We start from the raw sequence: 26066 nt of genomic DNA on the forward strand, positions 1-26066 counted from the left end.
TGTTTCACCCCTATTCAAGCAACAATCTTACAAGATTATTGAACCTTTATCAAATAAATTGTCTGCACGATTTATGTCATTGCATAGATGATCGTGTACCATCATGTTGTTTACTTCATTTCTCACGATGAACAAATTTTGAAATAGATGTCCATTTTCATCAAATGAATGAAGCTCTCCTAGAAATATTAGCAGTCACTTTTACCCATTTAGCATTCCTTCCTAGTTGGCAGGAATTTGTTTGCTTCACGACTTTACGGTGTACTAATGTTTATAGCTCTTCACTACTGACACTTGAGATACAAGTTGGCATCAAATGACTGACATCTCGATCAGCTACATAGCTTTTCTTTAAAATCTACTACATTTATTCGCCAAGGTTTACTACATTCAAGAGAAGGATTTTGTCAATGAAGTTTAATTTCCCATCGTGTAAAACTAACAATACTATGTATAAGTGAAGTGTAAAGTAAGTAAAATAGGACTGATTAAACAGTCTATGTGATAAAACAAGGCACGGTTAAATGCCGTACCTTGTTTTCTATTAGCTATCAAGTTACATAAAAATCTTATTCAGTAATTTTAGCGTTTTCTACTAAAAATTCAACTGTTTTTTGAATTTTAATGTCATTTTCTAGTACAGCTGTACCGCCTAAAGCATCTGTAATTTGCTCTTTTGTCATATTGAATTGAGCAGCCATTTTTTCTAATTCTACTTCAATATCAGCTTCAGTTGCTTCAATTTTTTCAGCTTCTGCAATCGCTTCAAGTGTTAAAGATACACGTACACGGCTTTCAGCTTCTTCTTTCATTTGACCACGTAAATCTTCTTCAGATTGACCTGAGAATTGATAGTAAAGGTCTAAATTCATACCTTGCATTTGTAAACGTTGACCAAACTCTTGTAACATGCGATCTGTTTCAGAGTTAATCATACCTGCTGGTACTTCAAATTCAGCATTTTCTGCCGCTTTTTCTACTAGCTCATCGCGAAGAGCCGCATCTGATTCCGTTGCTTTTTGAGCAGCAGTTTGCTCTTTAATTTTAGCGCGTAAAGCGTCAACGCCTTCAACCTCTGGGTCTAATTCTTTTGCAAATTCATCGTTTAATTCTGGAAGAACTTTTGTTTTTACTTCTTTCACTGTTACTTTGAAAGTTGCTTCTTTACCAGCTAATTCAGCTGCATGGTATTCTTCTGGGAATGTTACAACAACATCTTTAGACTCGCCAGCTTTTACGCCTACAAGTTGCTCTTCAAAGCCAGGGATGAAAGAACCTGAACCAATTTCTAGTGGGTAGTCCTCACCTTTACCACCTTCAAAAGCTTCTTCACCTACGAAACCTTCAAAGTCGATTACTGCTGTGTCGCCTTCTACGATTGCTTCGTCTTCTTTAATTTCAAGCTCTGCTTTACGAGCTAATTGCTCTTGAATTTGAGCTTCTACTTCTTCATCAGTTACTTCTACTGGAAGTTTTGCTACTTCTAAGCCTTTGTATTCACCAAGTTTTGGCTCTGGTTTCACTGTTACTTGTGCAGTGAACGTGAAATCTTGACCATGTACAAAGTTTTCTGTACCAGAAATTTCTGGGTAATCAACTGGCATAATTCCCGCTTCATCAATTGCTTTTGCATAAGAATCAGGAACGATGATTTCTAGTGCGTCTTGGTATAAAGATTCAATACCAAAGCGTTGTTCAAACATTTTACGAGGCATTTTACCTTTACGGAAACCTGGTACGTTAATTTGTTTTACAACTTTTTTGAACGCTTGGTCCATTGCTGCATCTACTTCTGCAACTGGTACTTCAACTGTAAGAGTACCGATATTACCTTCTTGTTTTTCCCATTTTGCTGACATGTATAAATACCTCCAAATAAATAATCAAGTTTAAATGTTAGACAATTCATTCGTAACTACGATTTTGACAACCATTTTAGTATAACATAGATGTGTATAGTTTCAACTTTTTTCATATCGACTGTAGTTCTGTTAACTTTTCTAACATTTGTAAAAACTCAACGATTTCATAATCCATTTCTTGCACATTCCCTAACATTGAAAAGACAAAATCAATATAGCTATAGGCAACATCATCGGCTTCAAATGGATGCCATTCAAACGGATATGTGACAATAGCATGTTTCGCCATTAAATATTGTACCATTTCTAAGGTCGATGGGTCTTGCTCTAATTTATTTTCAACAATATTTTTTATTTCCTCATATTGTGGCAGCTGATTTGGTAATGCAAGCTGTGCAGGATTAACCGTTGCTGTTTGATTAAATTTTGACACGTTAATATCCATTGCCACCTCTTGTTCCACTAGTAAAATTAAAGCTAGGCTTTGGACAAATGGATGAATGCTGGAGCATTCAACAATAGCCTTTAAAGCTTCTTTCAATTGCCTTACATTTGTATCCATTAGACGATGCAGGCGATTAGATTGTTCATTTGGTGTAAGCGCACAAAATTGCGTCAGCTCATATTCGCCTGTTTCTACAAAATATTGCGCCTGCTCCTTTTTTGCAAGATTGTTAGATACATCCCGATTCAAATTTTTCAAGCGTTTAAATTTCTCAGCTTGGTCATATGGTAATACATTTTCTTCAAGAAGCGTTGTAATTAACGTTTCTACATGATTGTATTCCTTTAGCTGCATACATATAGTAATGTACAACTCCATCACTTCTGCATATAATGTTGTTCCCATCGCAAGGAGCTGTTCACATACATGTTTCGCTTTAGCATAGTTTTTTACTTCGTATAAAGCAAAGGCATAGGCACTAAGAGCAAACTCATCTCCTGCTTCATACATAAATGCTTTTTCAAAACTTGCAACAGCCTCTTCATATTGATAATTCTCTGCAAACTTATGCCCTTCACGTATTAAAGCTTGGACAGTGCCTGGAAAAACTACAATATTGTTATGTTTAATAACATGATGTTTCCGTTTTGTCATTTTTCTCACCTCTTTATGGCTATTTTTCACTTTTTCTCACCATCGACAATGACCAAAGCAATGATTTTGAATTACCTTTTGCTATTACTTTGCACTAAAAGCACAACAGTATGCCTATACCACCTGAAATTAGCAGTAATTATTTTGACTCATTTAGTAAAAAATCATTGCTTTTGTATTCATGTTTTGTAATAAATTGTATTATACTTAGAATAGTCTAAATTTTTATGCTATTCATTACTCTCTATTAAGAAATCACGTTTTTTCACAAGGAGTGGACTACATGCAATTACTAGATACAATCACTGAATTTGATCATTGTATCTCATCTGCATTCAAAGCACGATCAATTAAAGTCATTTCATTCGCTACAGCGAACGGACCTCGGCAAGATAGTCCGTTAGAATTTGAATTTTTAACGCGTACAAAGGTCGATGTATACACTCAAGAAGCCTGTACTTATATTTTGCGTATCCAAGGCTTGATTCCTAACCCTATTTCACTTGGTCATCCATATGAAGTGCTGTCAATTATCCCACAAAAAGTAAATATTGAATGTAACTATAAGCTACTACATCTTGATAAAAAGGATATGCAACAAATTTTACAGCACCCTAAGCCAGATCAACATTATAGTGAATGGCTAATTGATGCTATCAAAAATACCAATATTCTCGTTGAGCTAAAAACAAACCAACATACCTATACAGAATGGCCTATCGGTATAAAATCAGCATCCATCTTATAGTTTGATCAGGACATACTTTTAAATAGGTATGTCTTTTTTATGATATTTCCTTAATGCGCTTCTATCATAACAACTTTCTATTGTTTCTGAAAATAGAAAGATATCTGCCCCATCAGCAAATTAAGGCAATTCGAGCTATAATATACCTGTATCAATTTTAAGATAGGGGCTTATCAAAATATGATGATTCAAGAAGCATTACAAAATTTTTCTACCATGACACTTTCTGAGCGACAAGCATTTATGTCACAGCACGGTGAATGGCTATTACAACAAATGTTAGCACACATTGGCTCTACAGATGCTGAACTACGTGACCATTCTATTTATCGTACATTTATTGATTTGCTAAGTGATAATTTGTTAAGCACACAGCAACTGCAATATTTATTTCAAACGGCAATAAGCGAGGATTTCCTTTATTTACACATAGGTGAAAATAATACAGATAGTGTTTTTACCCGCTCATTTTCTGCACTACTTGTTGCAGGTCTGCTTGCCAAGGATGTTGAGCTGCTTGTTTTAGATGATGATGACCTGCAAACATTCTTTAAAAAAATTGGTCGCTATTTACTAGTAGAGCAAGATACAAGAGGATATGTACAAGACAAAGGATGGGCTCATAGCATTGCTCACGGTGCAGATTTAGCCGCAACAGCCATTAAACACCCCAAATTCAACTTACAATATGCACCATCTATCTTACATGCATTAAAGCTTGTTACATGGAAAGACATTGTCTATATCAATGATGAGGAAGAACGTTTCGTTAATATTGTAGAGGCATTATTAGATCAGCACTACTCTGAAGAGGCACTTATTGAATTTGTAGAGCAGTCCTTTGATAAATTTGAAATACACTTAATGACACAGGGCTATAATGAAAGTTTCTTTAGTGGACGTACTAGTACATTAAACTTTATGAAAACATTGTATTTTTCTTTAAAAATGAATAATAAAGCCCCTCAGCTTCAAAATATCATTTATGGACAAGTAGCAAAATGGTTAAAGCTCGGTGCCTAGCTGGCTTTTAGAAAAATGCTATTCTAGTCCGTATCCTGCTTATTTTGCATAAATTTTTCTACCTTGTTAGCAAACTAGGATAATTCTTAGTTTGCTTTTTTATTTTTCAAATAGAACATATACAGGAATTTTATGGATAACAAAGAAAATTTATTATTATTTCAAAATAATTATACCCTCTTCTATTCTATACCTTTTCCATCCTTTCTTATCACTGAGAATTCACCCTATTATTTCCATACCCCCTATTGGCTTTTACTCCTTATTTTAAAAAAAGGCAAATAAAAAATAAGCTTATACTTGTCAAAGCACTGACTTTATTACAAATCAGCGTCTAAAATGTGAAATACATTTTTCACAAAAAAAATTATTTACTTAGTTAAATATCAAGAATCCAGTGTTTTCAACGTTTTTACAGTGTTTAATAAACAGCACTTAAAAATATTAATATTGAAATAATGATTTCTGTTCAAAAAATGTTCAAATTCAACTCCCCTTTACTATCATTTTCATAACAAAATAATGTTTTTTCTTAAAAACAGGGCGTATAATCCAAGATGCAAACAACGACAAATTGTGACAATCATAGGTGCGTGCAATGCACAAGCTTGCAAACGATTGCACAATTATTGCCTTTGCTAATGTTCGCATTAGATCAATCAATAATTGATTGATACGCCATTATAAAAGAGGTGACCTCAGTATCCACTATTTGTAAATGTGCACTGATAAAAAAACACAAGAGTTTTATGAATAGCTGTTCTAATAGAAAGGAGTCAAACATGAAGAAAAAATTAAGTTTATTGTTTGTAGCATTAAGTGCCCTTCTCGCTGGATGTGAACCATTAACAGTGTTCAATCCAAAAGGACCAAATGCTGAAACATTATCAAACACAATTATTTTATCCATTATTACAATGGCCTTTATATTACTAGTCGTGTATGTGCTTTTAGCCTTTATGCTAACAAAATATCGCGCTTCCAAAGCACCAGCAGATTATGAGCCTCCCCATGAAGAAGGCAGCCATTTGCTTGAAATCACTTGGACAGTCATTCCAATTATTATCGTAGCATTTTTAGCAATCGTAACGGTTAAAACAACATCTACTGTAGAAGCGCAGCCAGCAGGTTATGACGATAAGGAGCCTTTAGTTATTTATGCATCATCCTCTAACTGGAAATGGCATTTTAGCTATCCAGAAGAAGGTGTGGAAACAGTCAACTATGTCAATCTTCCAGTGGACCGTCCAATCGAGTTTAAACTTTACTCATTCGGACCAATTACAAGCTTTTGGATTCCTCAATTAGCAGGTCAAAAATATGCGATGAGTGATATGTTAACAACGATTCACCTAGCTGCTGATGAAGTTGGTTCATTTATGGGACGTAACTCTAATTTCAATGGTCGTGGATTTGCCGAAATGGAATTCGAAGCACAAGCTATGACACAAGAGGACTTCGATCAATGGGTGGCTGATGTCAAGGCAAAAGAAGAACCTTTAACTGAAGAAAAATTCGATGAGCTTTTAGAGGCAGAGCATGTTGGTCGCCAAAGCTTCTCATCTACACATTTAGATTTCAGACCTGCACCAATGGAGCATGGTAAACATATGGATATGGAGCATGACGATATGTCTGACACAGATATGGAGCATGAACATTCAGGTCATTAAGATTGAACACATATACCTATTAATTTTTAATGCTGAAAGGAGCGCATCCCATGAGTATGGAAGAATTATTCCATCCAATGCAAGAACCGATGATTTTAGCGGCAGCTATTAGTATCGTTGTTGGAGCAGTCGTGATTGTAGCTGGCCTTACTTATTTCAAAAAATGGGGCTATTTCTACAAAAACTGGCTATCAACTGTTGACCATAAAAAAATCGGGATTATGTATATCGCAGTAGCCTTATTAATGCTATTCCGCGGTGGTATCGATGCACTATTAATGCGTGCACAAACAGCCGTTCCAGATAACGGACTTCTTGATGCACAACATTATAATGAGATTTTCACAACACACGGATTACTAATGATTTTATTTATGGCAATGCCATTTGTTATTGGGTTAATGAACATTGTGATTCCTCTACAAATCGGGGCACGTGATGTTGCATTCCCACGTCTAAATGCAGTCAGCTTCTGGCTATTCGCAGCAGGTGCTGGTTTATTAAACTTATCATTTATTATTGGTGGTTCACCAGATGCTGGTTGGACAGCCTATTTCCCACTAGCAAGTACGGATTTCAGTCCAACGGTTGGGAATAACTATTACTCTTTAGCCCTACAATTATCAGGGATTGGTACATTAATGACAGGTGTTAACTTTATTACAACGATTATTAAAATGCGTGCACCTGGTATGACATTAATGAAAATGCCAATGTTTACTTGGTCCATTTTAATTACAAATATTATTATTGTCTTTGCATTCCCAGTATTAACTGTAGCGCTTGCACTAATGATGCTTGACCGTCAATTCGGTACAAAATTCTTTGCGATGCAAGATGGTGGTATGGATATGCTTTGGGCCAACCTCTTCTGGGTTTGGGGACATCCTGAGGTTTATATTGTTATCCTACCTGCTTTCGGTATTTTCTCAGAAATCATTGCAACATTCGCACGTAAAAACTTATACGGTTACAAATCAATGGTGATGAGTATGGTGGTCATTTCCCTACTATCATTCGTAGTTTGGGCCCACCACTTCTATACAATGGGTCATGGTGTAATGGTAAACAGTGTATTCTCTATTACAACAATGGCAATCGCCGTTCCTACTGGGGTTAAAATATTCAACTGGCTACTCACAATGAGGCACGGGAAAATTCAGTTTACAACCCCAATGCTTTATGCGCTTGGCTTTATTCCAATCTTCACAATTGGTGGAGTTACAGGGGTTATGCTAGCGATGGCAAGTGCCGACTATCAATATCATAATACAATGTTCTTAGTTGCCCACTTCCACTATGTATTAATACCAGGTACTGTATTCGGTGTACTTGCAGGATACCATTACTGGTGGCCAAAAATGTTTGGTTTCCGTTTAAATGAAAAATTAGGGAAAGCTGCTTTCTGGTTTATTGCCGTAAGCTTTAACGTAACATTCTTCCCACTATTTATTTTAGGTTTAGATGGTTATGCTCGTCGTATGTACACATACTCTGAATCTACTGGCTACGGTCCATTGAATATGCTATCGTTTGTCGGTGCATTAGGATTAGCAGTCGGCTTTGTATTACTTGTCTATAATATTTACTACAGCTGGAAACATATGCCTCGTAATGAAAAAGCAGATGTTTGGGATGGTCGCACACTTGAATGGGCTACTCACTCACCAGTGCCAGAATACAACTTTGCGGTAGTACCAACAGTCACTCGTTTAGATGAATTTTGGTTTGCGAAAAAAGAAGGTCGCGATATTACAGCAGGTACAATTGAAAAAATTCATATGCCTAATAATACTGGCACACCATTTTGGATGAGTGGATTCTTCTTCCTTGCAGCATTCTTCGCTGTCTTCAATCTATGGATTCCAGCCATTATTAGTATGCTTGGTGTATTTGGCTTTATGATCCATCGTTCATTCGAAAAAGATCACGGTCGTTACATTTCAGTTGAGGAAGTAATGGCAACTGAAAAAAGCTTGAGAGGTGATAAATAATATGAAAATCGATTCTTCACTTCCATTAGAATATAGTACAGAGGAAAACCGCCTAAAAATCTTTGGTTTTTGGGTTTTCCTCGGCGCCGAAATCGTGTTATTTGCCACGTTATTTACAGTGTATTTCACACTGCATACACGCACAGGCAGTGGCCCAAATGGCGCTGAAATTTTTGAATTAACGCCTGTCTTATGGGAAACATTCTTATTATTAACAAGTAGCTTTACAATTGGTCTTGGCGTTCACGCAATGCGTATCGGCCGTAAAAAGGCAATGATGACATTTTTCATTATTACCCTTTTACTAGGTCTTGGCTTCTTAGCCATTGAGATTGATGAATTTGTCACATATGTACATGAAGGTGCAACAATTCAAACAAGTGCATTTTTATCATCATTAATGACATTACTTGGAACACATGGTGCCCACGTAACATTCGGTTTCTTCTGGGGCGTAGCGATTTTAATCCAAGTCGCAAAACGTGGTTTAAATCCACAAACAGCAAATAAAGCGTTTATCTTCTCATTGTACTGGCATTTCCTAGACGTTGTTTGGATTTTCATCTTCAGCTTCGTCTACTTGAAAGGACTGATTAGCTGATGAAGGAATTATTCCCTAAACAACATGTCATGGGCTTCGGCTTCTCATTATTACTGACACTTGTCGCTTTAGCCGTTGTAACCTTTGATATGAGTTATAAAATGGCATTCGCTATTTTACTTGTCACTGCCCTTGCACAAGCAACTGTACAATTAGTATTATTTATGCATATTGGCGAATCTGAAGATAAGAAAACGTTATATACAACGATTTTATATTCAGTATTCGTAGGTGTTGTAACAATTATTGGTACATTGTTCGCGATGATTTGGGGCTATCATTAACAAACAAAAAGCTGTCTCAAAATACCATGCTAAATGGTATTTTGACGACAGCTTTTATTTGATTCCTTTGACCCTTTCCAACTAGTACAATACGATGATTTTCTTTAAATAACGAAACTTTTCCTTTTTTACCATGTATACTAGAGCAAGATAGTATTTATTATCGAAAATAGGAGATGAAGCGAATGAAGAAATTTATTAAAGTATTAGCAGTTGGAATACTCGCATTAACACTCGCCGCTTGTAATTCTAGCGCTACGCCTAAAAAAGATACAACAAAAACAAGTGACCTTACTTTAGAACAAGTATATGATAAGGCTGTGGAACGTCAGACAAATATTAAAAGTGCAAGTGCCACGATGGATATGACACAGGCAACAAAGGTTGGTGCTGGTGAGGAAGCGATGGAGTTTTCTTCTAGCACAAAAATGGATATGGATTTTATCGTTGATCCGCTGGAAATGCATTTATCAGGCACGATGACAATGCCTAATATGCTAGGTGAGGGTGGAGAAACAACAGACTTACCAATGGAAATGTATATGAAACAAGGTACAGGATTCTTCATGAAGGATACAGCATCTGATAGCTGGTTAAAGCTTCCTGATGATAACTTTGATGAAATTTTAGAGCAAACAGCTTCCTCTGCAGATGCAAAGGAACAATTAGAGCAGCTAAAATCATTTATCGATGACTTCTCATTTGAACAAACAGATGATGAATATGTACTAACATTAGATGCAGAAGGCGATAAATTTAAAGCATTAATTGATGAAGAAATTGAAAAATCAATGCAAGGTATGGAGCTAGGTGAAAACCCACTAGATGGACTAACAATTGATCAAATCAACTATGTTCTATACATTGACAAAGATACATTCGATACAAACAAAATGGATATGAATTTTGACTTAAAAATGAATGTTGAAGGTAATGAGATGGTGATGAATACAAAATCAGTTATCACATACACGGAATTCGATCACCTGAAAACAATTGATATCCCTCAAGAAGTTATCGATAACGCTCAAACAATTGAATAAGTAAAAGAACCTGCTTATCGCCACCTTAGCGTACAAGCAGGTTGTTTTTTCTTCTACTCTAGCGCACGATTAAAACATCACATGGTGCATGACGAGCCACCTTTTCTGCAACTGACCCTAACACCATTTTTTCTATCCGATTTAAACCCGTTGCCCCACAAACTAGTAAATCAATATTTGGTAGCTGTGTTAGGATTGCTTTAGGCAAACCTGCTTCTACTACTGACTCTACCTCTTTCACACCTGCCTGTAATGCCTCTTTTACCAATTTTTCAATCTTATCTGCATATTCCTGCTTTAGTGCCTCTGCATATTTTAAATCATATGCCGATGCTGCTCCAAATGATTTTGTATCCACAACACTGACTAATTGTAAAACAGCATTGTATTGTAATGCTAATTGACTTGCTCGCTCAAAAGCTTTAAGTGACTGCTCCGAAAAATCAATAGCTACTGCAATCTTAAGATAACTCCCCACACAAACCCTCTCCTTTTTCATACTTTTCTAAATAATTATATCATAACGCTATTCAATATAATGCTAGATTCCTATTGTAGAAAAAAAGACTTTTGACTACTACTATAAACAGATGCATTGAATATTGGGCGTGTTTGCTAGTTATAAATCTATACGATCATAGCGTCGCAATCAATGGTTAATCTGATATGATATACTAGCTACGATAAATAATTAAAAGGTGGATTTTATGCTAGAAGTGAGTGAAAGTACATTAGCGCAATATAGTATGCATTTTATAGGGGAAACACTTATTTTAGGGGAAGAAGCACTGACGCAGCCCGAGGTAATGCTAGAAGCAGCCTTTACACAGCTTGCCTTTCATAAAATAGATATGGAGCAGCAATACGAATTTTTTCATGAAACAACGATTACCCTTAACGAAGTTTATACCTATGCCAAGGCAATCTTTACACAGGAAAATAGCTTTCTTGAACAATCCCAAAATATCGCTAAACACTTACATAGTGTATCGCAGCACCCTAATATTAAAAGCGGTGAACTATTTATCGGTTTGTTTGATAATTGCTTATTATTAGATGAAACAAAAAAAGTAATCGCCATTGTAAAAATTGATGAAAAAGAAATATTTTTAGATGTGCAAAATGACCATCATCAAATGACCGTCAATGGTATTGATGGCATCAATGTCAAAAAAATCAACAATGCAGCGATTATTATTGATATGGGACCAGACCAACCCCCTGCCGTTTTTATTAAAACAAAACGAAAAGAGGACATTGTTTATTGGCAAGAGCGTTTTTTAAAAATAAAGGCAGCGGATGAGCACTATTATAAAACAGATTTAGCGTTGGCTGAATGCAAGAAATATATTTTAAAAGAAGAGCATTATACAAGCACTGAGAAGCTAGGGCTGTTAAATAAAACATTGGACTACTTTAGAAATGAGGAGGAATTTCAAGTAGACCATTATATTGATACGGTGTTTGAGCAAATAGATGCTACCGAAAAGGATATCATTGTTAAAACCGTTAAACCCTATGAAACGATTATTTCTGACAGCGCACTTGAAAAAGCTGAAAAGAAATATAAACGTAAAATTAAGCTAGATAGCAATATTGAAATTCAGGTCAATATTCAGCATATTGAACATATTGATGAGCTAATTGAGGTTGGCTATGATGAAGCAACCAATCGAAAGTTCTATAAAATTTATTTCCAAGATGAAATGTAAACAGGTAAAAAAATCTGCTTTCCTTCCCTAGGCAGATTTTTTACCTTTTAATAAACCATTTCCTTTAAATAACAGGCAAGCTGTAATTTTAAAACATCCTCTGTATTTTGAAAAGAAATATTTAATTTTTCCTCAATTTTTCTTAATCGCTGATATAATGTATTAACATGAATATGCAATTGCTTTGCAGTTTCCCCTATAGAGCCATTTTGCGCCATATATATTAGCAGTGTTTCTTCTAGTAATTGATGCCTCGTTTTTTCATTTTTTAACGGTTGAAAAACTTCGTTAACAAAGCTGAGTAGCTCCTCTTGTGTTTGATGGATAAATAGTCGATTGACACCAATCTCCTGATAGTGCATAATGCCCCAGCGCTGACGTGTCATTAAAAATGATAGTGCTTTATCCGCCTCATTATAGCTTTTCGCAATTTGCTCTATCCCTTGATACATGGAGCCAACACCAACTTTTAGCATATTATGTTTTGCCTTCTCCCAGCTTGTTTGCAATTGCTGCATTAGAAATTGCAGCTCATTACTTAGTTGCTTAAATTGACAAAGAATCGTTATTTTATTGCCAAAACCAAAGACAATCAGTGCATGCTCTTGAAATTGTTTTTTTATTTCACCAATTAAAAAATGCACCTGCATATCCATTCCTTGAATATTAGAGGCTGACGATAATTGAATAAGCACAACAGCATAATAGACATTTGTCTGAATACCAAGCTCTTCCCCCTTTTTTATAAGCTGAACAGGGTCTTTACATAGTAAAAAATCATGAAAAAGATCATGGGTTTTTTTATAAAATGCATCCACAATTGTTTGTTTTCGGATCATTTCAAGGGCAATCATTGCGCTTGCTTGTTCAATAATAAGCTGCTGAAGCGGTTCAAGCTTCTCCTTATTCACCTCCACCAGCAATAAACCAAGTGTTTGATCAATCCCAACAATTGGCTGTATATAGCAAGTAATAAGCTCATCATCTATATTTATTGTATAAAATGCTGGCGCATCACTTCGATTAATAGCGCGCAATAAATGGATATCATCCAACCAATGACGCGGGCTTGCATATATCAAATCATCTGTAAAATCCATAATAACAAGGCGTAAGTTTAGCATATGTCTTATTTCATTGACAATGACTTGCATTCCTGTGTTTTGCAAGGACAGTTTCATAAAGGTGTGATGAATCTGATCGCGTTGAAGCAGCAGCTCATTTTGCATCTTTAAATGCTGAAATAGCTTTGAATTCGTTAGAGCAATCGATACTTGATCAGAAAAGCTTTCTAAAAGCTGCATATCCTCAATTGTCAGCAGCGCATCTTCTCCATTTTGATAAATAATTAATACACATAGTGTTTGGTCCTCTACTGCAATTGGCACAGAAATAACAGACTGCACATGCTCAAATGTATAGGCTTTTAATAAATGGCGTAGATTTTCTTCTGTTAACGATGATGATGCCTTTAAAACATCTTGATAGGAAGTAAGGATAATGGATTGCTGTTCTTTAAATGTTCTGCCAATAATCCCCTCTCCCACCTTAACACGCATATGTTGAATATCCTCACCTGGCCCACCTGTCCAAGCTTTTGGTATCAATGTTGTGTTATTTTCATCGTACATCCAAAGCACACCAAAATCTGCTGATGGAATAACGGATAATGCATTCTCCAAAATTTTTGTCAGCAATATTTGAATATCATTTAAGGCAGAAATTTCTCTTATACTTTCCATCATTTTTTCTCGAATAAATTGCTCTTTTTCGACCATTAATGCCAATTGATATGCATATAGTAATGCCTCTAGTATTTGTTCTTCCGTCGGCGAGGGCATCCATTGATGATCAGTACGAATCACAAATGTACATTTGTGATCTATTTCAACATAATAATCATGAAAATCTACAGAAATAGCTGAGGAGGGCGGTAGTATATGCTCTATGCCTTGAGAAATAGCAAGCGAAAAACCAGTTCCATCATGCTTTTTCCATAATTGAAATTGTGTAAGCTGACAGGTGTTAAGGAGAAATTGTGCTATTTTTTCTACATCGATCATTCATATATGCCTCACTTTTATGTATAAACATCTATATTTAATAGCTTTATTATATAGAAACGCACATTATTAGAAAAGTCTTAATTTTTTATACTTTGCAATATACACAAAACTACTATTGTGAGGAGGAAAAACAATGACAGCAGCAAAGTCACAAAACACAAGATATATTGTTATTGCTATGTTGTTTATAGGATGGTCATTAGGAAACTTTGACCGTTTCATTATAAACTTCGCAATCCTCGATATTTCAAAAGATTTACAATTAACAGACTCACTAACAGGTATCGTTTTAAGTAGCTTCTTTGCTGGCTATGCTTTAATGCAAATTCCCGGTGGATGGCTGGCAGACCGCTTTGGCTATCGTAAAGTATTAATTTCAACCATTTTAGTATGGTCTGTATTCACCATTCTAACAGGGGCTGCATGGTCGTTTTTATCGATTATTGTTATTCGTTTTCTTTTCGGGGTTGGTGAAGGCAGCTATTTCCCTGCAGCATCAAAAAGTATTGCCAATTGGTTCCCAATACATGAACGTAGTAAAGCAATGTCAATTATGTTAACATCTGGCTCTATTATGGGGGTTGTTGCACCAATTGCAGGAACTTACCTTATGCTAGCGCTAGGCTGGCGAGAGATTTTTTACATTGTTGGAGCAGCTGGTATTTTTATTGCACTCGCTTTCTTCTTTTTCGTAAAAGAAAAGCCAGCACAGGCAACAATAGAGCAAACACCAGCTACAAAAGCACCGTTAAGAGATGTTTTAAAAACACCAATGATTTGGAAATTGTTTATTGCTTATTTTAGTATTTACGCAGTGAATTGGGGCTTAATGTCTTGGATGCCTACCTACTTATCAAAAGTAAAAGGATTAGAGCTAACTGCTGTTGGCATTTACTCAGCTATTCCTCCATTTGTTGGCATTTTCGCGATGCTTTGTAGCGGTTATATTTTAGATAAACTGCCACAAGGAAAAGATAAACTAATCGCAGGCATTTTCGCTATTATCGCAGGTATTTTCCTTTTATTAATGGCAAATGCACCAAGCATGTTAATTTTCACAATTTGTCAAAGTATTGTAACGGTGATGTTGTCCTTTAATATTATTTTAATTACATCTGTCCCACTTAAAATTTTACCAGAGGCTGTTGTAGGTACAGCAAACGGCTTTATTAATACAGGGGCACAGTTTGCAGGTGTCTTAACACCAATGCTTATTGGCTTTTTAGTAGACGCTTTTGGCGGCTCTTATAGCTCTGCATTTGCCATGTTAATTGGCTTTACGCTTGTATGTGCAGTGTCATTATTTATGATTCGGCCAAATAAGCAGGCTGTTGTTGCCAATTCCCCTTCCGTATAAGGAAATCATTAGCTAAGGAGTGAAAGAGTATGAGTTTAACAGAAAAAATTGCTAGTTTTATTGATCAAAAAAGTGAAGTCTATAAAAATGTGAGTGATAGTATTTGGGGCTTTGCGGAAACAAGATTTGATGAGGTTCGCTCTGCTGATGTATTATGCCAAACGTTAGCGGCTGAAGGTTTCCATGTAGAAAGAGGTGTTGCAAATCTTGAAACAGGCTTTATTGGAACCTTTGGAAGTGGCAAGCCTGTTATTGCTATTTTGGGTGAGTTTGATGCACTTGCAGGCTTAAGCCAGCAGGCAGGTAGCTCAAGCTATAATCCAATTACCCCAAATGGCAATGGACATGGCTGTGGTCACAATCTTTTAGGCGTTGGTGCGCTTGCTGGTGCTATTGCTACAAAGCAATATTTAGAAGAAAACAATTTAACAGGAACAGTAAAATACTTTGGCTGCCCTGCTGAAGAAAGTGGCTATGGTAAAGCATTTTTAGCACGTGATGGCTATTTTAAAGACGTGGATGTGGCATTCTCTTGGCATCCTGGAACAATTAATGCGGTCATGCATGCAAGAGCAAATGCTGTTATTAATGCTACATTTAAGTTTAAAGGACGTAGCTCACATGCCGCTGCCTCCCCGCATCTTGGGCGAAGTGCATTAGATGCAGTTGAATTAATGAATGTCGGTGTCAACTATTTACGAGAGCATATGGTGGATGAAGCAAGAATTCATTACGCTGTGACAAATACAGGCGGCTTTGCTCCAAATGTTGTACAAGCAGAGGCTGAGGTAACTTACCTTATTCGTGCACCAAAGCCAAGCCAAGTAAAGGATTTATATCAACGTGTACTAAACTGTGCAAAAGGTGCAGCTTTAATGACCGAAACATCTGTAGAGGAGCAAATCGTTGGCTCTTGCCATAATTTAATTCCTAACAAAACATTAGAGCAAGTAATGCATCAGCATATGCATGAGCTAGGTGGCTTTGCTATAACAGATGAGGATTTACAATTTGCTAAGGAGCTTTATGAAACACTTTCTGAGGAAGAGAAAAAAGTAGCTGCTGCACAAGTAGGCAAGGAGCTAGCACAGCAATTAGCAGAAAAACCAATTGCTAGTTTCCTTGCACCGCTTCCAAGCGAGCCTATGTTTATGGGCGGTTCAACAGATGTCGCAGATGTTAGCTGGAATGTCCCAACTGCACAATGTACAACAGCAACTTGGGCATTCGGTACACCATTCCATACATGGCAGGCTGTTGCACAAGGAAAATCAGCCTATGCACATGAAGCAACCCTATTTGCTGGCAAAGCAATTGCTTGCACAGCTATCTCTGCGCTTGAAAACCCAGCATTGATTGAGGATGCAAAGGTAGAGCTGGCACAACGTCTTGATGGAGAAGCCTATGAAGCATTGATCCCACAAGACTTAGTACCACCAAAACCCGCTGAAGTAACACCCGTACCAGTAGGGTAATAACAACTATGTAAGGCTTTCTATGTTTAGAAGGTCTTACTTTTTTTATTTGCCCAAATAGTAAATTAAATTTCCTCCAAAAAGAGAAAACCTTTTTGGTTGGTAAAACGTCTAATAATTGGAAACACCAGTCAATTTAAAAGGAGAATCGATACTTATGAGAAAGCCATTTACAAAAACATGGATCACTGCTTCAGCACTTACATTAGGTCTAACTGTTTTAACACCTCTTTATGTTGGTGCAGCGCCTGTAGAAACAACAAGCAATGCCGTTACACAATTAGCGCAAACCTTCACAGGCACTATTCAATATTTTGATGAGGAAAGCATCACATTAAAGGGAGCAGACGGCAAAAACTATTTTATCGGTCTATACAACTTCTCTGACAAACAAATTCAGCAGCTAGCATTAGCAGAAGGTCAGGAAGTTTCAGTTGAAGGAAGCATCGTGGAAGATTATTTAGATTTTCTTACATTTGATGTCTATAAAAAAACCTTACCTGAGGGTATAACAGCCGAAGAATTAGTACAGCTAGAAAAGTTCTTTCATGACTTGAAAAAGGCAGCCAAAGAAGATAATTATGATGAGCTAGACAAAGCGTGGCAACAAATAGAACATATCGTAACGCCTTATGAGCTAGCAAGTTGGGAACCTGAACCATTTGAAGAATTTATTAATGAAGCTGAGTTTACTAAAAATGATATTGTTATCAAAGAGCAGGATCGCAAGCAGCTTGAAACACTTTATCAGGAATACATTAAGCTAGCAAAAGAGAATAAAGCAGAACAAGCAAGCGAAATAATGGATGCCTTCTATACAATTCTCAATCCCTATTTCGATGAGCTATACCCACCATTAACATTTGAAGAATATATGGCTGATTACGAAGTAGAGATACCAGAAGATGAGCTAGCAAACCTTCAAGCCGTTTATGAAAAAGCATTAACGGCAGATGCAGAGCATAACGAAGAGCTATCGACAGAGCTATGGGAACAATTCCATCAACTATTAAGCACACATATAAAGCCTGCTTCTTTTGAAGAATTTATCACTCATTTTGAATTTGATATTCAGGAAGATGATTATAACAAGTTGCAGCAATATTATGAGGAAGCTATTACTCTTAGTCAAAGTGGTGAAGATGAAAAAGCTGACGAACAGTGGACAGCATTTTATGCTATCCTAGACACTTATTACGAAGAACTTAGACCGATTCTTATCTCCGCTTCTAAGCTAACAATAAACGGCAAAGAATTACTATCAGAGCTTTCTAAATAATAGCAAGGGGCTACTTTGCAAAGTAGCCCCTTTAACATTAATCTATATATTTATTTTTTAATTGATCTGAAGCAATGCCTCCAATTAACATAAGAGCTAATGGTAAAAAGTTAGGCACAGCTTTTGGTAAGCCTTCTAAAATCGTAATATTTGTGCCCGCAAAGTGATTAAGCGCAAGAATGCTTAGTTTAATGACTAGCAGGAAAGCCCCTAATAAAAATACACTATCAAAAAATACCTTCCATTTTGGATATGCCAACTGTTTACTATCTTGAATAACCTTCGCCTTCAACTCTTCATCACTCCTTAATAATTCATCTATCGTAATACCAAATAAATCACTTAAATCAATAATGATTTCAATACTAGGATAGTTTTTGCCTGTTTCCCATTTTGAAACAGCCTGACGACTAACTTGAATTTTTTCAGCAAGCTCCGTTTGTGACCAGCCCCTCTTCTCTCTTTCTTGTTTTAATCGTTCGCTAAAAATCATGTTGTTCATCGCCCTTTCTTACTATTCATTATGTGGAGAGTGAATAAAAAAAGTAAAGATAGTTATAGGTGCATCAAGGCGCAACCTGCCGTTGCCCCCTATAAATACAGTGTTTGGTCGAAACTTTTCAAAATAAAAAGAGATAATTTATACAATCCAATAATGTACAAATTATCCCCTATAATTATTTTCTTTTTCAAGCGCTAGGTATGTGAGCGAGCATTATCCGCAATTTTCCCATGTAAAGAGAATACCTATTATGGGCAAACACTTTCTATAGATACGGCTTCAACTAATTGATTTCGGTTAAGGTTTGCAGCATCGGCTCATCTGAAGGAAAGCGTAGTCGTATGGAAATTTATAGCTTGCAAGACGCTCACAATAAAAAGCAATTAATGATTCAAAATATGGGACGGCTAAACACTATCATTTAACCGTCCACTCCGATGCTTTATTGTGAAGAAAAATGCTTATTTTTTCTCATACAATTGTAACATCGAAATAATTGCCTGTTCCAATGTATAATTGTTCTTCGGTAAAAATAACCCTTGCTCCGTACCAGCCATAATCTCTGCCAACTGCATAGCATAAACACTTTCCTTCGCCCAATCAGAAATATCGCTATCATCAAGGTAAATTGTAGGACTAACATTACCAGAAGCATCTTTGATACCTAAATACGTATAGATTTTATGAAGAATGACTGCTGCTTCCTCGCGAGTTATCGTATCATCTGGCGCAAATAACGTGTCACTCTTGCCATCGATAAGACCAAGTTTATTCACAGCAATAATATAGCTATCAGTTGTGTCCTCAAATGGCGTAGGCTCCATCATATCTGGCTCCCAATCCGTTTTCTGGAAAAGAAGTCCAACGACAAGCATAGCAAAGTCGCCCCTTTTAATATCGTCATAATAGTTTTTACGAAGCTCATAAGGGAAAATGCCTGCCTTCATTGCTCTTGCCATCTTCATATTTGCTTGCATATCCTTGTCAGTATAACTGCTACCCAAAGAATGTGTCAGATCAATATGGTCAAGATAAAGATGCGTACCTTCTATAGGTATAAACACACCTATATCCTGCCCCTCCTGCAAGCTCTCTTCCCATTCAGAGGTATCCTCCATAGGTTCAGAAGCAGCTCTTACCATACTAATTGCAAAATCACCATCTATACCATCTGAGCCGATCCGAATAAAACTAATCTCTGCCAGCTCCTCGGCAGAAAGCTGTGATTTTACCTTCTCCCATGCCTGCTTTGCATGGTCTGTTACAGGCAATGTAGCAGAAGGCTTATTTATTATTTCCTCTTTCATAATTTTACCGTCTTTTTTGGAAATACGCATTTCATGTGCGCCATATCCCGATTCCATACGAACAAGCTCGCCATCGACAAGCGTATAGCCCTCCTGTGGCTCATCGTAGTAAGGTGTGATATGCAATGTAAAAATATTTTCCTGCTCATCATACTCAATATCATAGGAATTTCCATAAATATTGTTCCAGCGATTGTTCTCTGACTTATTAAATTTTTCATCCAAAATCGCACTTAATTCCTCAAAGGAAATACCTGTATCACGGAAATCTACAGTAAGAGAACCTAACCATCCCCAATGACTCGTTGCAGTCAATGTAAGCGGCTCAGGAATATCAAAAAGCTGTACCTTTGCCTGATACCTCGATGTGCTATCCTCCGACGGAACTTGACTAAATCGAATACCTAATGCTTCTTCTATCTCTTTTTTCGAACCATCCGGTATTCTGATCGTACTAGAAATGGGATATACCGTAGGATCAAAGACAGGTCGTGCTACTGCTTGATAGGATCGCGTTTGCTCATTCATAATTTCCCGCGCAATGACCTGTCCTGCATCAGCCGCATAGGCAAGCATATCAGGGCTGACATGCTCTATCGTGTCATTATCATTATGATACTCTCCATGTACAGCCGGATGTGAAAAGAACAAATTTGGAATAGCCTTTGGCGCAAAGGCAGCATGGTCACTTGTCCCACCACTGTTATACTCAAGAACTTCAATATTTTTATAATTGTCATTGTTCTTTAATAAATCAGATAAAAAGCTTGATTCCCCATCAGCCGAATAAATTTTCACATTCTCCTCTTTTTTTGCCGCTAGCATATCAAAGTTAAGCATACCAATCACTCGATCACTATCGGCCCCTAGCTGACTCACATAATGCATTGAGCCAAGCAAGCCATCCTCCTCTGCGTCAAAGGCAATAAAACGTATTTCCGTATCAGTAGGTACATTATGTAATAAACGCACAAGCTCAAGCATAACCGCAACACCAGAAGCATTGTCATTGGCTGCTGGTATATTTCTAATACCATCATAATGCGCACCAATAATCAAAATATCATTCGTTTTTACAGCTGTATTCGGTGCAATTGTGCCAATAAGATTGACCGCTGAATATTTGCTATAAGGCTCATCCTCTCCCCTGTCAATCTTATCCCAATCGAGATGCTCTGCCTCAAATTCTTGCTTTGTCACCGTAAGGCCATATTGTTCAAATGTGTCTATGATTAATTTCCTTGCAAGCTCCTTTTCTTCATTATCATGTCCTCGTGGATAGGAGGATAAAATTTCGACAGTGGACATCATCTCATTTTTATCCACACTCGTTTCCATTGCATTTGCTGTAAAAGCACTCGGTACACCTACAAATATCATAAAAACAGCAAGCAATATACCCAATATCTTTTTCATTTACCAATACCCCCTTGTCATACTTTATAAGAACGTTTCTATTATGATAGGAAACAACCTAGCCAAAATAAGGAACTTATATATGGATAAGTTTACATGAGGAACATTATTTTAACAATGGTTTTTACCTACTTTCAATCGGAGTCAATTATCAATAATTCTTGCTGAGAAAAAAAGAGAATTGTAAAAATTCCTATTCAAACAAACTTTGTATTTTTCTACTAAATTATAGAGTAAACCTACAATACTAAAAATAATCTTAAATTGTATTCTTCTATAAGACGAGGACTATATATTAGTTTAAAGCAATATTAAGCCTTATAATAAATCAGACGAAAAAAATGGAATATAGTTATCAAGTAATTTACCTTGCTCTTTATTGCTCTTATAAAACAGTTACTCTAATAGATAAGATTTCTTGCTATAACAGAGGAACTAAAATTGGAATAAGTAAAACCCATGATAAATTGATAAGTATTCATACAAAAAAAAGAGCCAAGCATCTGCTTAGCTCCATTCTCTACTTTATATAGTTACCATCCTCGTCTACGTGATTTGTACCTCCCCCAAAATGCCAGCCATTCTCCTCAATAAACTCAATAAATTTATCAAGAAAATCATCTAGGTCAATATCTCCATTATTAGCAAATACACAGCCATTAATTTCTATACCTACCTGTTTTTTCTCTTCTGAATTGGAACTCTCATCTTTTATATCCTGCTTTATCCTGTTTAATCGATTTTCATACCTATCTTTATCAATGTATCCCTTAGCAAATAGTTTCTCAACTCTTTTTATTCTTTCCTGATGGTTAATAGGTTTACTTTCATTCTTTATACCACGTCTCTTATAAACTTCATCCATCTTAACTTTAAAATCTCTATAGGTTATTTTATAGTCATTATACTCTTGAGTGTATCTCCACCCAAACTCTTCATCTTCCAGTAACAAGTTAACCTGTTCATCAGTTAAAGCCATATTTTACCCTCCAAGTAATTTTTCATATAGGAATATGCAATGATATTGTCATTTTGTAAATATGAACCTGTATATTGTCTTTCTAAGAATATAGAAACTATAGCAAATAATAATCGGCTTTCTTTAAATCAATAGCTCTCACTTTAGTGTTTCAAATGTACAATTTTAGATACATCAAGCTCATATGTATTTTGATAAACACGACAGCTATCAATAATTTTTTCTTTCTCTCCAAAAAACACAACTTGGAACATATCATTTTTATATTGAACAATAAATAAATCATCACACAAATGAAATGTATTACGATTAATCGCTATAAAGCCATTTGTCTGAGCCGTAGTTTTCACACTAATTTTACGACCATTTGCGCTGACAACATCATAACCACGCTCATTTGCATTTAATGCTAATTGTCCATCTGTTTGAAGCACGCATAAAAATTCTCCAATACGCCCCATTAAATGACGCAACTCTGTCGGTTTACTTTGTAAAATATGCAATTCATAACGCCAAATCTCATTATAGTGAGTATGCAATTGAGTGATTTGTGCTTTACTAAGTCCATCACGTTTCACATATTTCACACCATTAATCCACTCTCCTACTATACACTCATTCGCTTGACCTTTCTTCTTTTGAAAAATGAGCCCTGTATACAACGCATTCTCTCCCAAATATTGATACATATTATGGTCAATATATTGAAATAAATGCTTTGTAAACAAAACTCCTTCATTGTAGCGATTGTAACAATAATCCGACAACAGTACACTTGATTTATTCACACCATATTTTTTCTCAAGCAATCCCTTGATAGCTGTTGCTGTTATTATATCGCCTTCACGCCCCACTAACGCCTCTTTCAACTGTTCATAAATCGTTGTCATATTCCTCTCTCCCCCTAGTATCTCAAGTATATAATTTCATATGTATCTAAACTTAATATGCTGTCAACTAAAAAAAATCACCATTTTCATTTCCAAAATAAAAAATTTGCACTGGACAAGTTTATATAATAAAGGATGGAATCTAGATGACGACATAAACCCTATTGAGGAGATGTATCGTATTTATTAAATATAGACTATTTATAACTTTCAATATTTCCTACAAAAATACCCTTATCAAAATTCTTTGGCATTTTTATTCATTAATTTCACTTTTTCTGAAATTGATGAAGCTCTTATAATTAAATCATTATATAGTAATAGAGGATCAATAATTCTTTTTTTATTTAAAAGCAATTTCATTATTTTCTTCATCATATCCACTAGATAGCAATGCAAAAAACTTGGTCTGTTGAGTGGCTACTCATTACTACAAACTAGCGACTTCCTTTTTAACGTTCTTCTACATCGCCTCTATACCCAATAAAATGGAATTTTTGGACACGTCCTAGGTCTATCGTGTAATTGTTCATTCTTATACAACAAAAATAATTATCGTTTACTCCTTAAAATGGTAAAATCATATATGGAGGTGAAATTGTGAAAAAATTTAGTGTATTGTCAATAGCCTTGATATTTATAGGGCTATTATTATTCGGCTTAAATTGGATAATAGATAGTTATTCTGAACCGATAGTCCTTTTTAGTTTTATTTCTTTTTTAGTTGGGATGGTATTAAGTTTTATAGCAATTGCTAAAAGGGAAAAAGGAACATTAAAATTTATATCACCCATTTCTTTCTTCATTATGATGTTTTTAATTACTTGGTTTGAACCATCTCATCTACTTCGAGTTATTACTTGGCTAAAAAATATTTCTTAACATTGAACAAGTCTAAAATAAAAAAGCGGAAAACCCTTATATTTGGGTTTCCTCAGACTGTAGGCAAACTCAATGAATTTTTAGTTTGCCTATGATCTTTTTTCTCTTACAAATGAAATAAAAGAGGGCTGTTAATTTCCATTACGGGCGGAGGTTTTCCGTGGGTGGAGTTGAGGTGAAGAATCACGTTGACAAAGCATTTAATCAATCAACGTGAACAAGTAGAAATGCTGACGATTGATTAATTGGTTCCCCAAGATCGTTTAGTACGAAAATTAGAGGCTACTATTGAGTTTATGTTTATTTATTCCTAGAAAACCTCTATTCATCGCATGAGCGTCCAAGTATTGATCTCGTCATTTCTTTAAGACACGGATGTGTTTGAACAGATTTTCTATCATATCTTATACATCGAGGATTCCTTCATACAGACCATCTATTTATTGATTCTACGCATGTGAAAGTGAATGCGAATAAACGAAAATATGATAAAAAGATTGTGCAAAAAGAAACACGGGCTTATACAAGTAAAGCTAAATTTGGATCGTGAGGAACACGAAAAAAAACCCCTTTCTCCCGGAGAAGATTGAAAAGGAGTAAGGGAAAGAAATCGAGGAAAGCACGACAGATCCTGAAAGTGGATATTATATGAATGAAGGGATATTGATTATTTTGGAAATAAACTCATATCAAGAAATTTTAGACTTAATGGAGGTAGAAGGTATTGTTACACAAAATGATTTTAATGATTTAATACTACCTTCATTCTGTAAAAGACTTGGAAACCAATTAACTCTAGATGGTTACAATAATTATGTTTTCACATTCGTACAAACCAATCTTGATAATGCTTACGCTCTATTTGACCATACTAGATTTTCTATCAAAGCAGCTAATGATTACTTACTAAAATATGTTTTAAGCTAATATAAACTTAAAGGAAAAACAGTCAGATTACCAAAAATTCATTAAATTTTATGGAGAGAGTAAATCGAGGGAAACTGTCAGGAAGCTAAATACTTACATCAGAACATATGTAAAGAATGCCATCGAAAACGGGCATGATTCACTTGGATTTTGCACGAAAAGTCGAATTAACAGCATCTAAAATTGCTAAGAAGGCATCTGAAAAACATTTGAACTACACGGACAGCATGAAACTATATAATGAACTATTCAAACATTTAGACAGTTCCACAGGCACATACCATCTATTTACTTTTTTGTCTTGTATCTGGCTTGCATTACGTGAATTAGTTGGTTTAGCACCTGACTACTTCAACTTCAAAAATAATAAAATATATGTTTATCAATCTTGGAATTATAAAGATGAGGCTGATTTTGGGGATTTAAAAAATACAAGCTCAGAGCAAACTATTTCCAACGACAAAAGAGCGGTGAATGAATTTAAAAAACTAATTTTATCTTTACCTGAAAACCCATGTAATTGAATTTTCTATCGTCCATCATCTGTCAAAGTAATTACAAATGAAGGTGCAAATATTCATTCTGTATCGAAACGTTAAGGACATAAAGACATTCAAACAACTGCAGATTACTATACACATATTTTAAAAGCAATAGAGCAGCAAGACGAATTAATTGCGGTAAATGTCTATACACAGTAAGCTGTTTTGGATGTTTACCTTGTATACCTACTTTCAAAAATAACCGTTTTCTCTCATATTCTCCCAAAAGTAAAAAGCGTTAGAAACATTGATATATCAACATTTCTAACGTCTTTGTAATCACTCTCTGACCTGTGATTTTTCTTAAAAAACGTCCCAGGAGGGATTCGAACCCCCGACCGACGGCTTAGAAGGCCGTTGCTCTATCCAGCTGAGCTACTGAGACATAATATTATGATGTTACTT

General features: G+C 35.8%; 22 protein-coding genes, 1 tRNA gene and 1 pseudogene. 15 read left to right on the forward strand and 9 right to left on the reverse strand.

Annotated features, from left to right (window positions below):
• Positions 1-569: 569 nt before the first annotated feature.
• Together tig and ACIQVU_RS10330 are read right to left on the reverse strand one after the other, a co-directional pair.
• Entirely contained in the window at positions 570-1859 is a 1290-nt protein-coding gene (gene tig, locus ACIQVU_RS10325) for a trigger factor (RefSeq protein WP_340806768.1), read from the reverse strand.
• 112 nt (positions 1860-1971) lie between these two features.
• A complete protein-coding gene (locus tag ACIQVU_RS10330; RefSeq protein WP_340806769.1) occupies positions 1972-2961 on the reverse strand; it encodes a hypothetical protein in 990 nt (329 codons plus the stop codon).
• Positions 2962-3244: 283 nt separating this feature from the next.
• Here ACIQVU_RS10330 and ACIQVU_RS10335 point away from each other — a divergent pair, with 283 nt between their 5' ends.
• From ACIQVU_RS10335 to ACIQVU_RS10365, 7 genes are all read left to right on the forward strand, one after another.
• A complete protein-coding gene (locus tag ACIQVU_RS10335) occupies positions 3245-3709 on the forward strand; it encodes a hypothetical protein (protein ID WP_340806770.1) in 465 nt (154 codons plus the stop codon).
• Between the two features lie 180 nt (positions 3710-3889).
• Positions 3890-4732 (forward strand): DUF2785 domain-containing protein, encoded by an 843-nt coding sequence (locus ACIQVU_RS10340; protein WP_402895348.1) that lies wholly within the window; start codon positions 3890-3892, stop codon positions 4730-4732.
• Positions 4733-5514: 782 nt separating this feature from the next.
• Complete coding sequence (qoxA, locus tag ACIQVU_RS10345; protein ID WP_340806773.1) at positions 5515-6405, forward strand: cytochrome aa3 quinol oxidase subunit II; 891 nt, start codon at positions 5515-5517, stop codon at positions 6403-6405.
• Between the two features lie 50 nt (positions 6406-6455).
• On the forward strand, positions 6456-8399 hold the full coding sequence (gene qoxB, locus ACIQVU_RS10350; protein ID WP_340806774.1) for a cytochrome aa3 quinol oxidase subunit I: 1944 nt from the start codon (positions 6456-6458) through the stop codon (positions 8397-8399).
• A 1-nt stretch (position 8400) separates the two neighbouring features.
• A complete protein-coding gene (qoxC, locus tag ACIQVU_RS10355) occupies positions 8401-9000 on the forward strand; it encodes a cytochrome aa3 quinol oxidase subunit III (RefSeq protein ID WP_340806775.1) in 600 nt (199 codons plus the stop codon).
• Entirely contained in the window at positions 9000-9284 is a 285-nt protein-coding gene (gene qoxD, locus ACIQVU_RS10360) for a cytochrome aa3 quinol oxidase subunit IV (protein ID WP_340806777.1), read from the forward strand. Before qoxC ends, qoxD begins: the two co-directional genes overlap by 1 nt.
• 185 nt (positions 9285-9469) lie before the next feature.
• The gene (locus tag ACIQVU_RS10365) at positions 9470-10327 is read left to right on the forward strand and encodes a DUF6612 family protein (RefSeq protein ID WP_402895353.1); all 858 of its coding nucleotides are present in this window, start codon (positions 9470-9472) and stop codon (positions 10325-10327) included.
• Positions 10328-10385: 58 nt separating this feature from the next.
• On the opposite strand, the gene ACIQVU_RS10370 is transcribed toward ACIQVU_RS10365, so the two are convergent.
• Positions 10386-10805 carry a universal stress protein gene (locus ACIQVU_RS10370; RefSeq protein WP_340806780.1) on the reverse strand — a complete coding sequence of 140 codons (420 nt, stop codon included), beginning with the start codon at positions 10803-10805 and terminating at the stop codon, positions 10386-10388.
• Positions 10806-11034: 229 nt separating this feature from the next.
• On the opposite strand from ACIQVU_RS10370, the gene ACIQVU_RS10375 reads away from it, so the two are divergent.
• Positions 11035-12039 carry a nucleoid-associated protein gene (locus ACIQVU_RS10375; protein ID WP_402895356.1) on the forward strand — a complete coding sequence of 335 codons (1005 nt, stop codon included), beginning with the start codon at positions 11035-11037 and terminating at the stop codon, positions 12037-12039.
• A 47-nt stretch (positions 12040-12086) separates the two neighbouring features.
• Here the strand turns inward: ACIQVU_RS10375 and ACIQVU_RS10380 are convergent, their stop codons facing one another.
• A complete protein-coding gene (locus tag ACIQVU_RS10380; RefSeq protein ID WP_340806782.1) occupies positions 12087-14102 on the reverse strand; it encodes a helix-turn-helix domain-containing protein in 2016 nt (671 codons plus the stop codon).
• Positions 14103-14238: 136 nt separating this feature from the next.
• Here ACIQVU_RS10380 and ACIQVU_RS10385 point away from each other — a divergent pair, with 136 nt between their 5' ends.
• The 3 genes from ACIQVU_RS10385 (at position 14239) to ACIQVU_RS10395 (ending at position 18216) form a co-directional block, all read left to right on the forward strand.
• Positions 14239-15462 (forward strand): MFS transporter, encoded by a 1224-nt coding sequence (locus ACIQVU_RS10385; protein WP_340806783.1) that lies wholly within the window; start codon positions 14239-14241, stop codon positions 15460-15462.
• A gap of 29 nt (positions 15463-15491) precedes the next feature.
• Positions 15492-16937: a M20 family metallopeptidase gene (locus ACIQVU_RS10390; RefSeq protein ID WP_340806784.1), complete on the forward strand. Its 1446-nt coding sequence runs from the start codon at positions 15492-15494 to the stop codon at positions 16935-16937.
• Positions 16938-17094: 157 nt separating this feature from the next.
• Positions 17095-18216: a hypothetical protein gene (locus ACIQVU_RS10395; RefSeq protein ID WP_402895360.1), complete on the forward strand. Its 1122-nt coding sequence runs from the start codon at positions 17095-17097 to the stop codon at positions 18214-18216.
• Positions 18217-18253: 37 nt separating this feature from the next.
• On the opposite strand, the gene ACIQVU_RS10400 is transcribed toward ACIQVU_RS10395, so the two are convergent.
• The 4 genes from ACIQVU_RS10400 to ACIQVU_RS10415 form a co-directional block, all read right to left on the reverse strand.
• Positions 18254-18709, reverse strand: coding sequence for a helix-turn-helix domain-containing protein (locus tag ACIQVU_RS10400; RefSeq protein ID WP_340808600.1), 456 nt, complete (start codon positions 18707-18709; stop codon positions 18254-18256).
• Between the two features lie 470 nt (positions 18710-19179).
• Positions 19180-21441: a M28 family peptidase gene (locus tag ACIQVU_RS10405; protein ID WP_402895364.1), complete on the reverse strand. Its 2262-nt coding sequence runs from the start codon at positions 21439-21441 to the stop codon at positions 19180-19182.
• A gap of 520 nt (positions 21442-21961) precedes the next feature.
• Positions 21962-22420 (reverse strand): YggL 50S ribosome-binding family protein, encoded by a 459-nt coding sequence (locus ACIQVU_RS10410; RefSeq protein WP_402895366.1) that lies wholly within the window; start codon positions 22418-22420, stop codon positions 21962-21964.
• 143 nt (positions 22421-22563) lie between these two features.
• A complete protein-coding gene (locus ACIQVU_RS10415; protein ID WP_340806788.1) occupies positions 22564-23310 on the reverse strand; it encodes a DUF7225 domain-containing protein in 747 nt (248 codons plus the stop codon).
• A gap of 600 nt (positions 23311-23910) precedes the next feature.
• Here ACIQVU_RS10415 and ACIQVU_RS10420 point away from each other — a divergent pair.
• From ACIQVU_RS10420 to ACIQVU_RS10435, 4 genes and pseudogenes are all read left to right on the forward strand, one after another.
• Entirely contained in the window at positions 23911-24192 is a 282-nt protein-coding gene (locus ACIQVU_RS10420; protein ID WP_340806790.1) for a hypothetical protein, read from the forward strand.
• Between the two features lie 368 nt (positions 24193-24560).
• A pseudogene (locus ACIQVU_RS10425) lies at positions 24561-24789 on the forward strand (IS5/IS1182 family transposase); the annotation flags it as partial.
• A gap of 51 nt (positions 24790-24840) precedes the next feature.
• Positions 24841-25119, forward strand: a complete 279-nt coding sequence (locus ACIQVU_RS10430) for a hypothetical protein (protein ID WP_402895369.1) — start codon at positions 24841-24843, stop codon at positions 25117-25119.
• Positions 25120-25262: 143 nt separating this feature from the next.
• Positions 25263-25643: a hypothetical protein gene (locus ACIQVU_RS10435; RefSeq protein WP_402895372.1), complete on the forward strand. Its 381-nt coding sequence runs from the start codon at positions 25263-25265 to the stop codon at positions 25641-25643.
• Positions 25644-25972: 329 nt separating this feature from the next.
• On the opposite strand, the gene ACIQVU_RS10440 is transcribed toward ACIQVU_RS10435, so the two are convergent.
• Positions 25973-26046, reverse strand: a tRNA-Arg gene (locus tag ACIQVU_RS10440).
• Between the last annotated feature and the right edge of the window lie 20 nt (positions 26047-26066).

The sequence above is a fragment of the Lysinibacillus sp. NPDC098008 genome (assembly GCF_044760715.1).
In the GTDB taxonomy this organism is placed as follows: domain Bacteria; phylum Bacillota; class Bacilli; order Bacillales_A; family Planococcaceae; genus Lysinibacillus.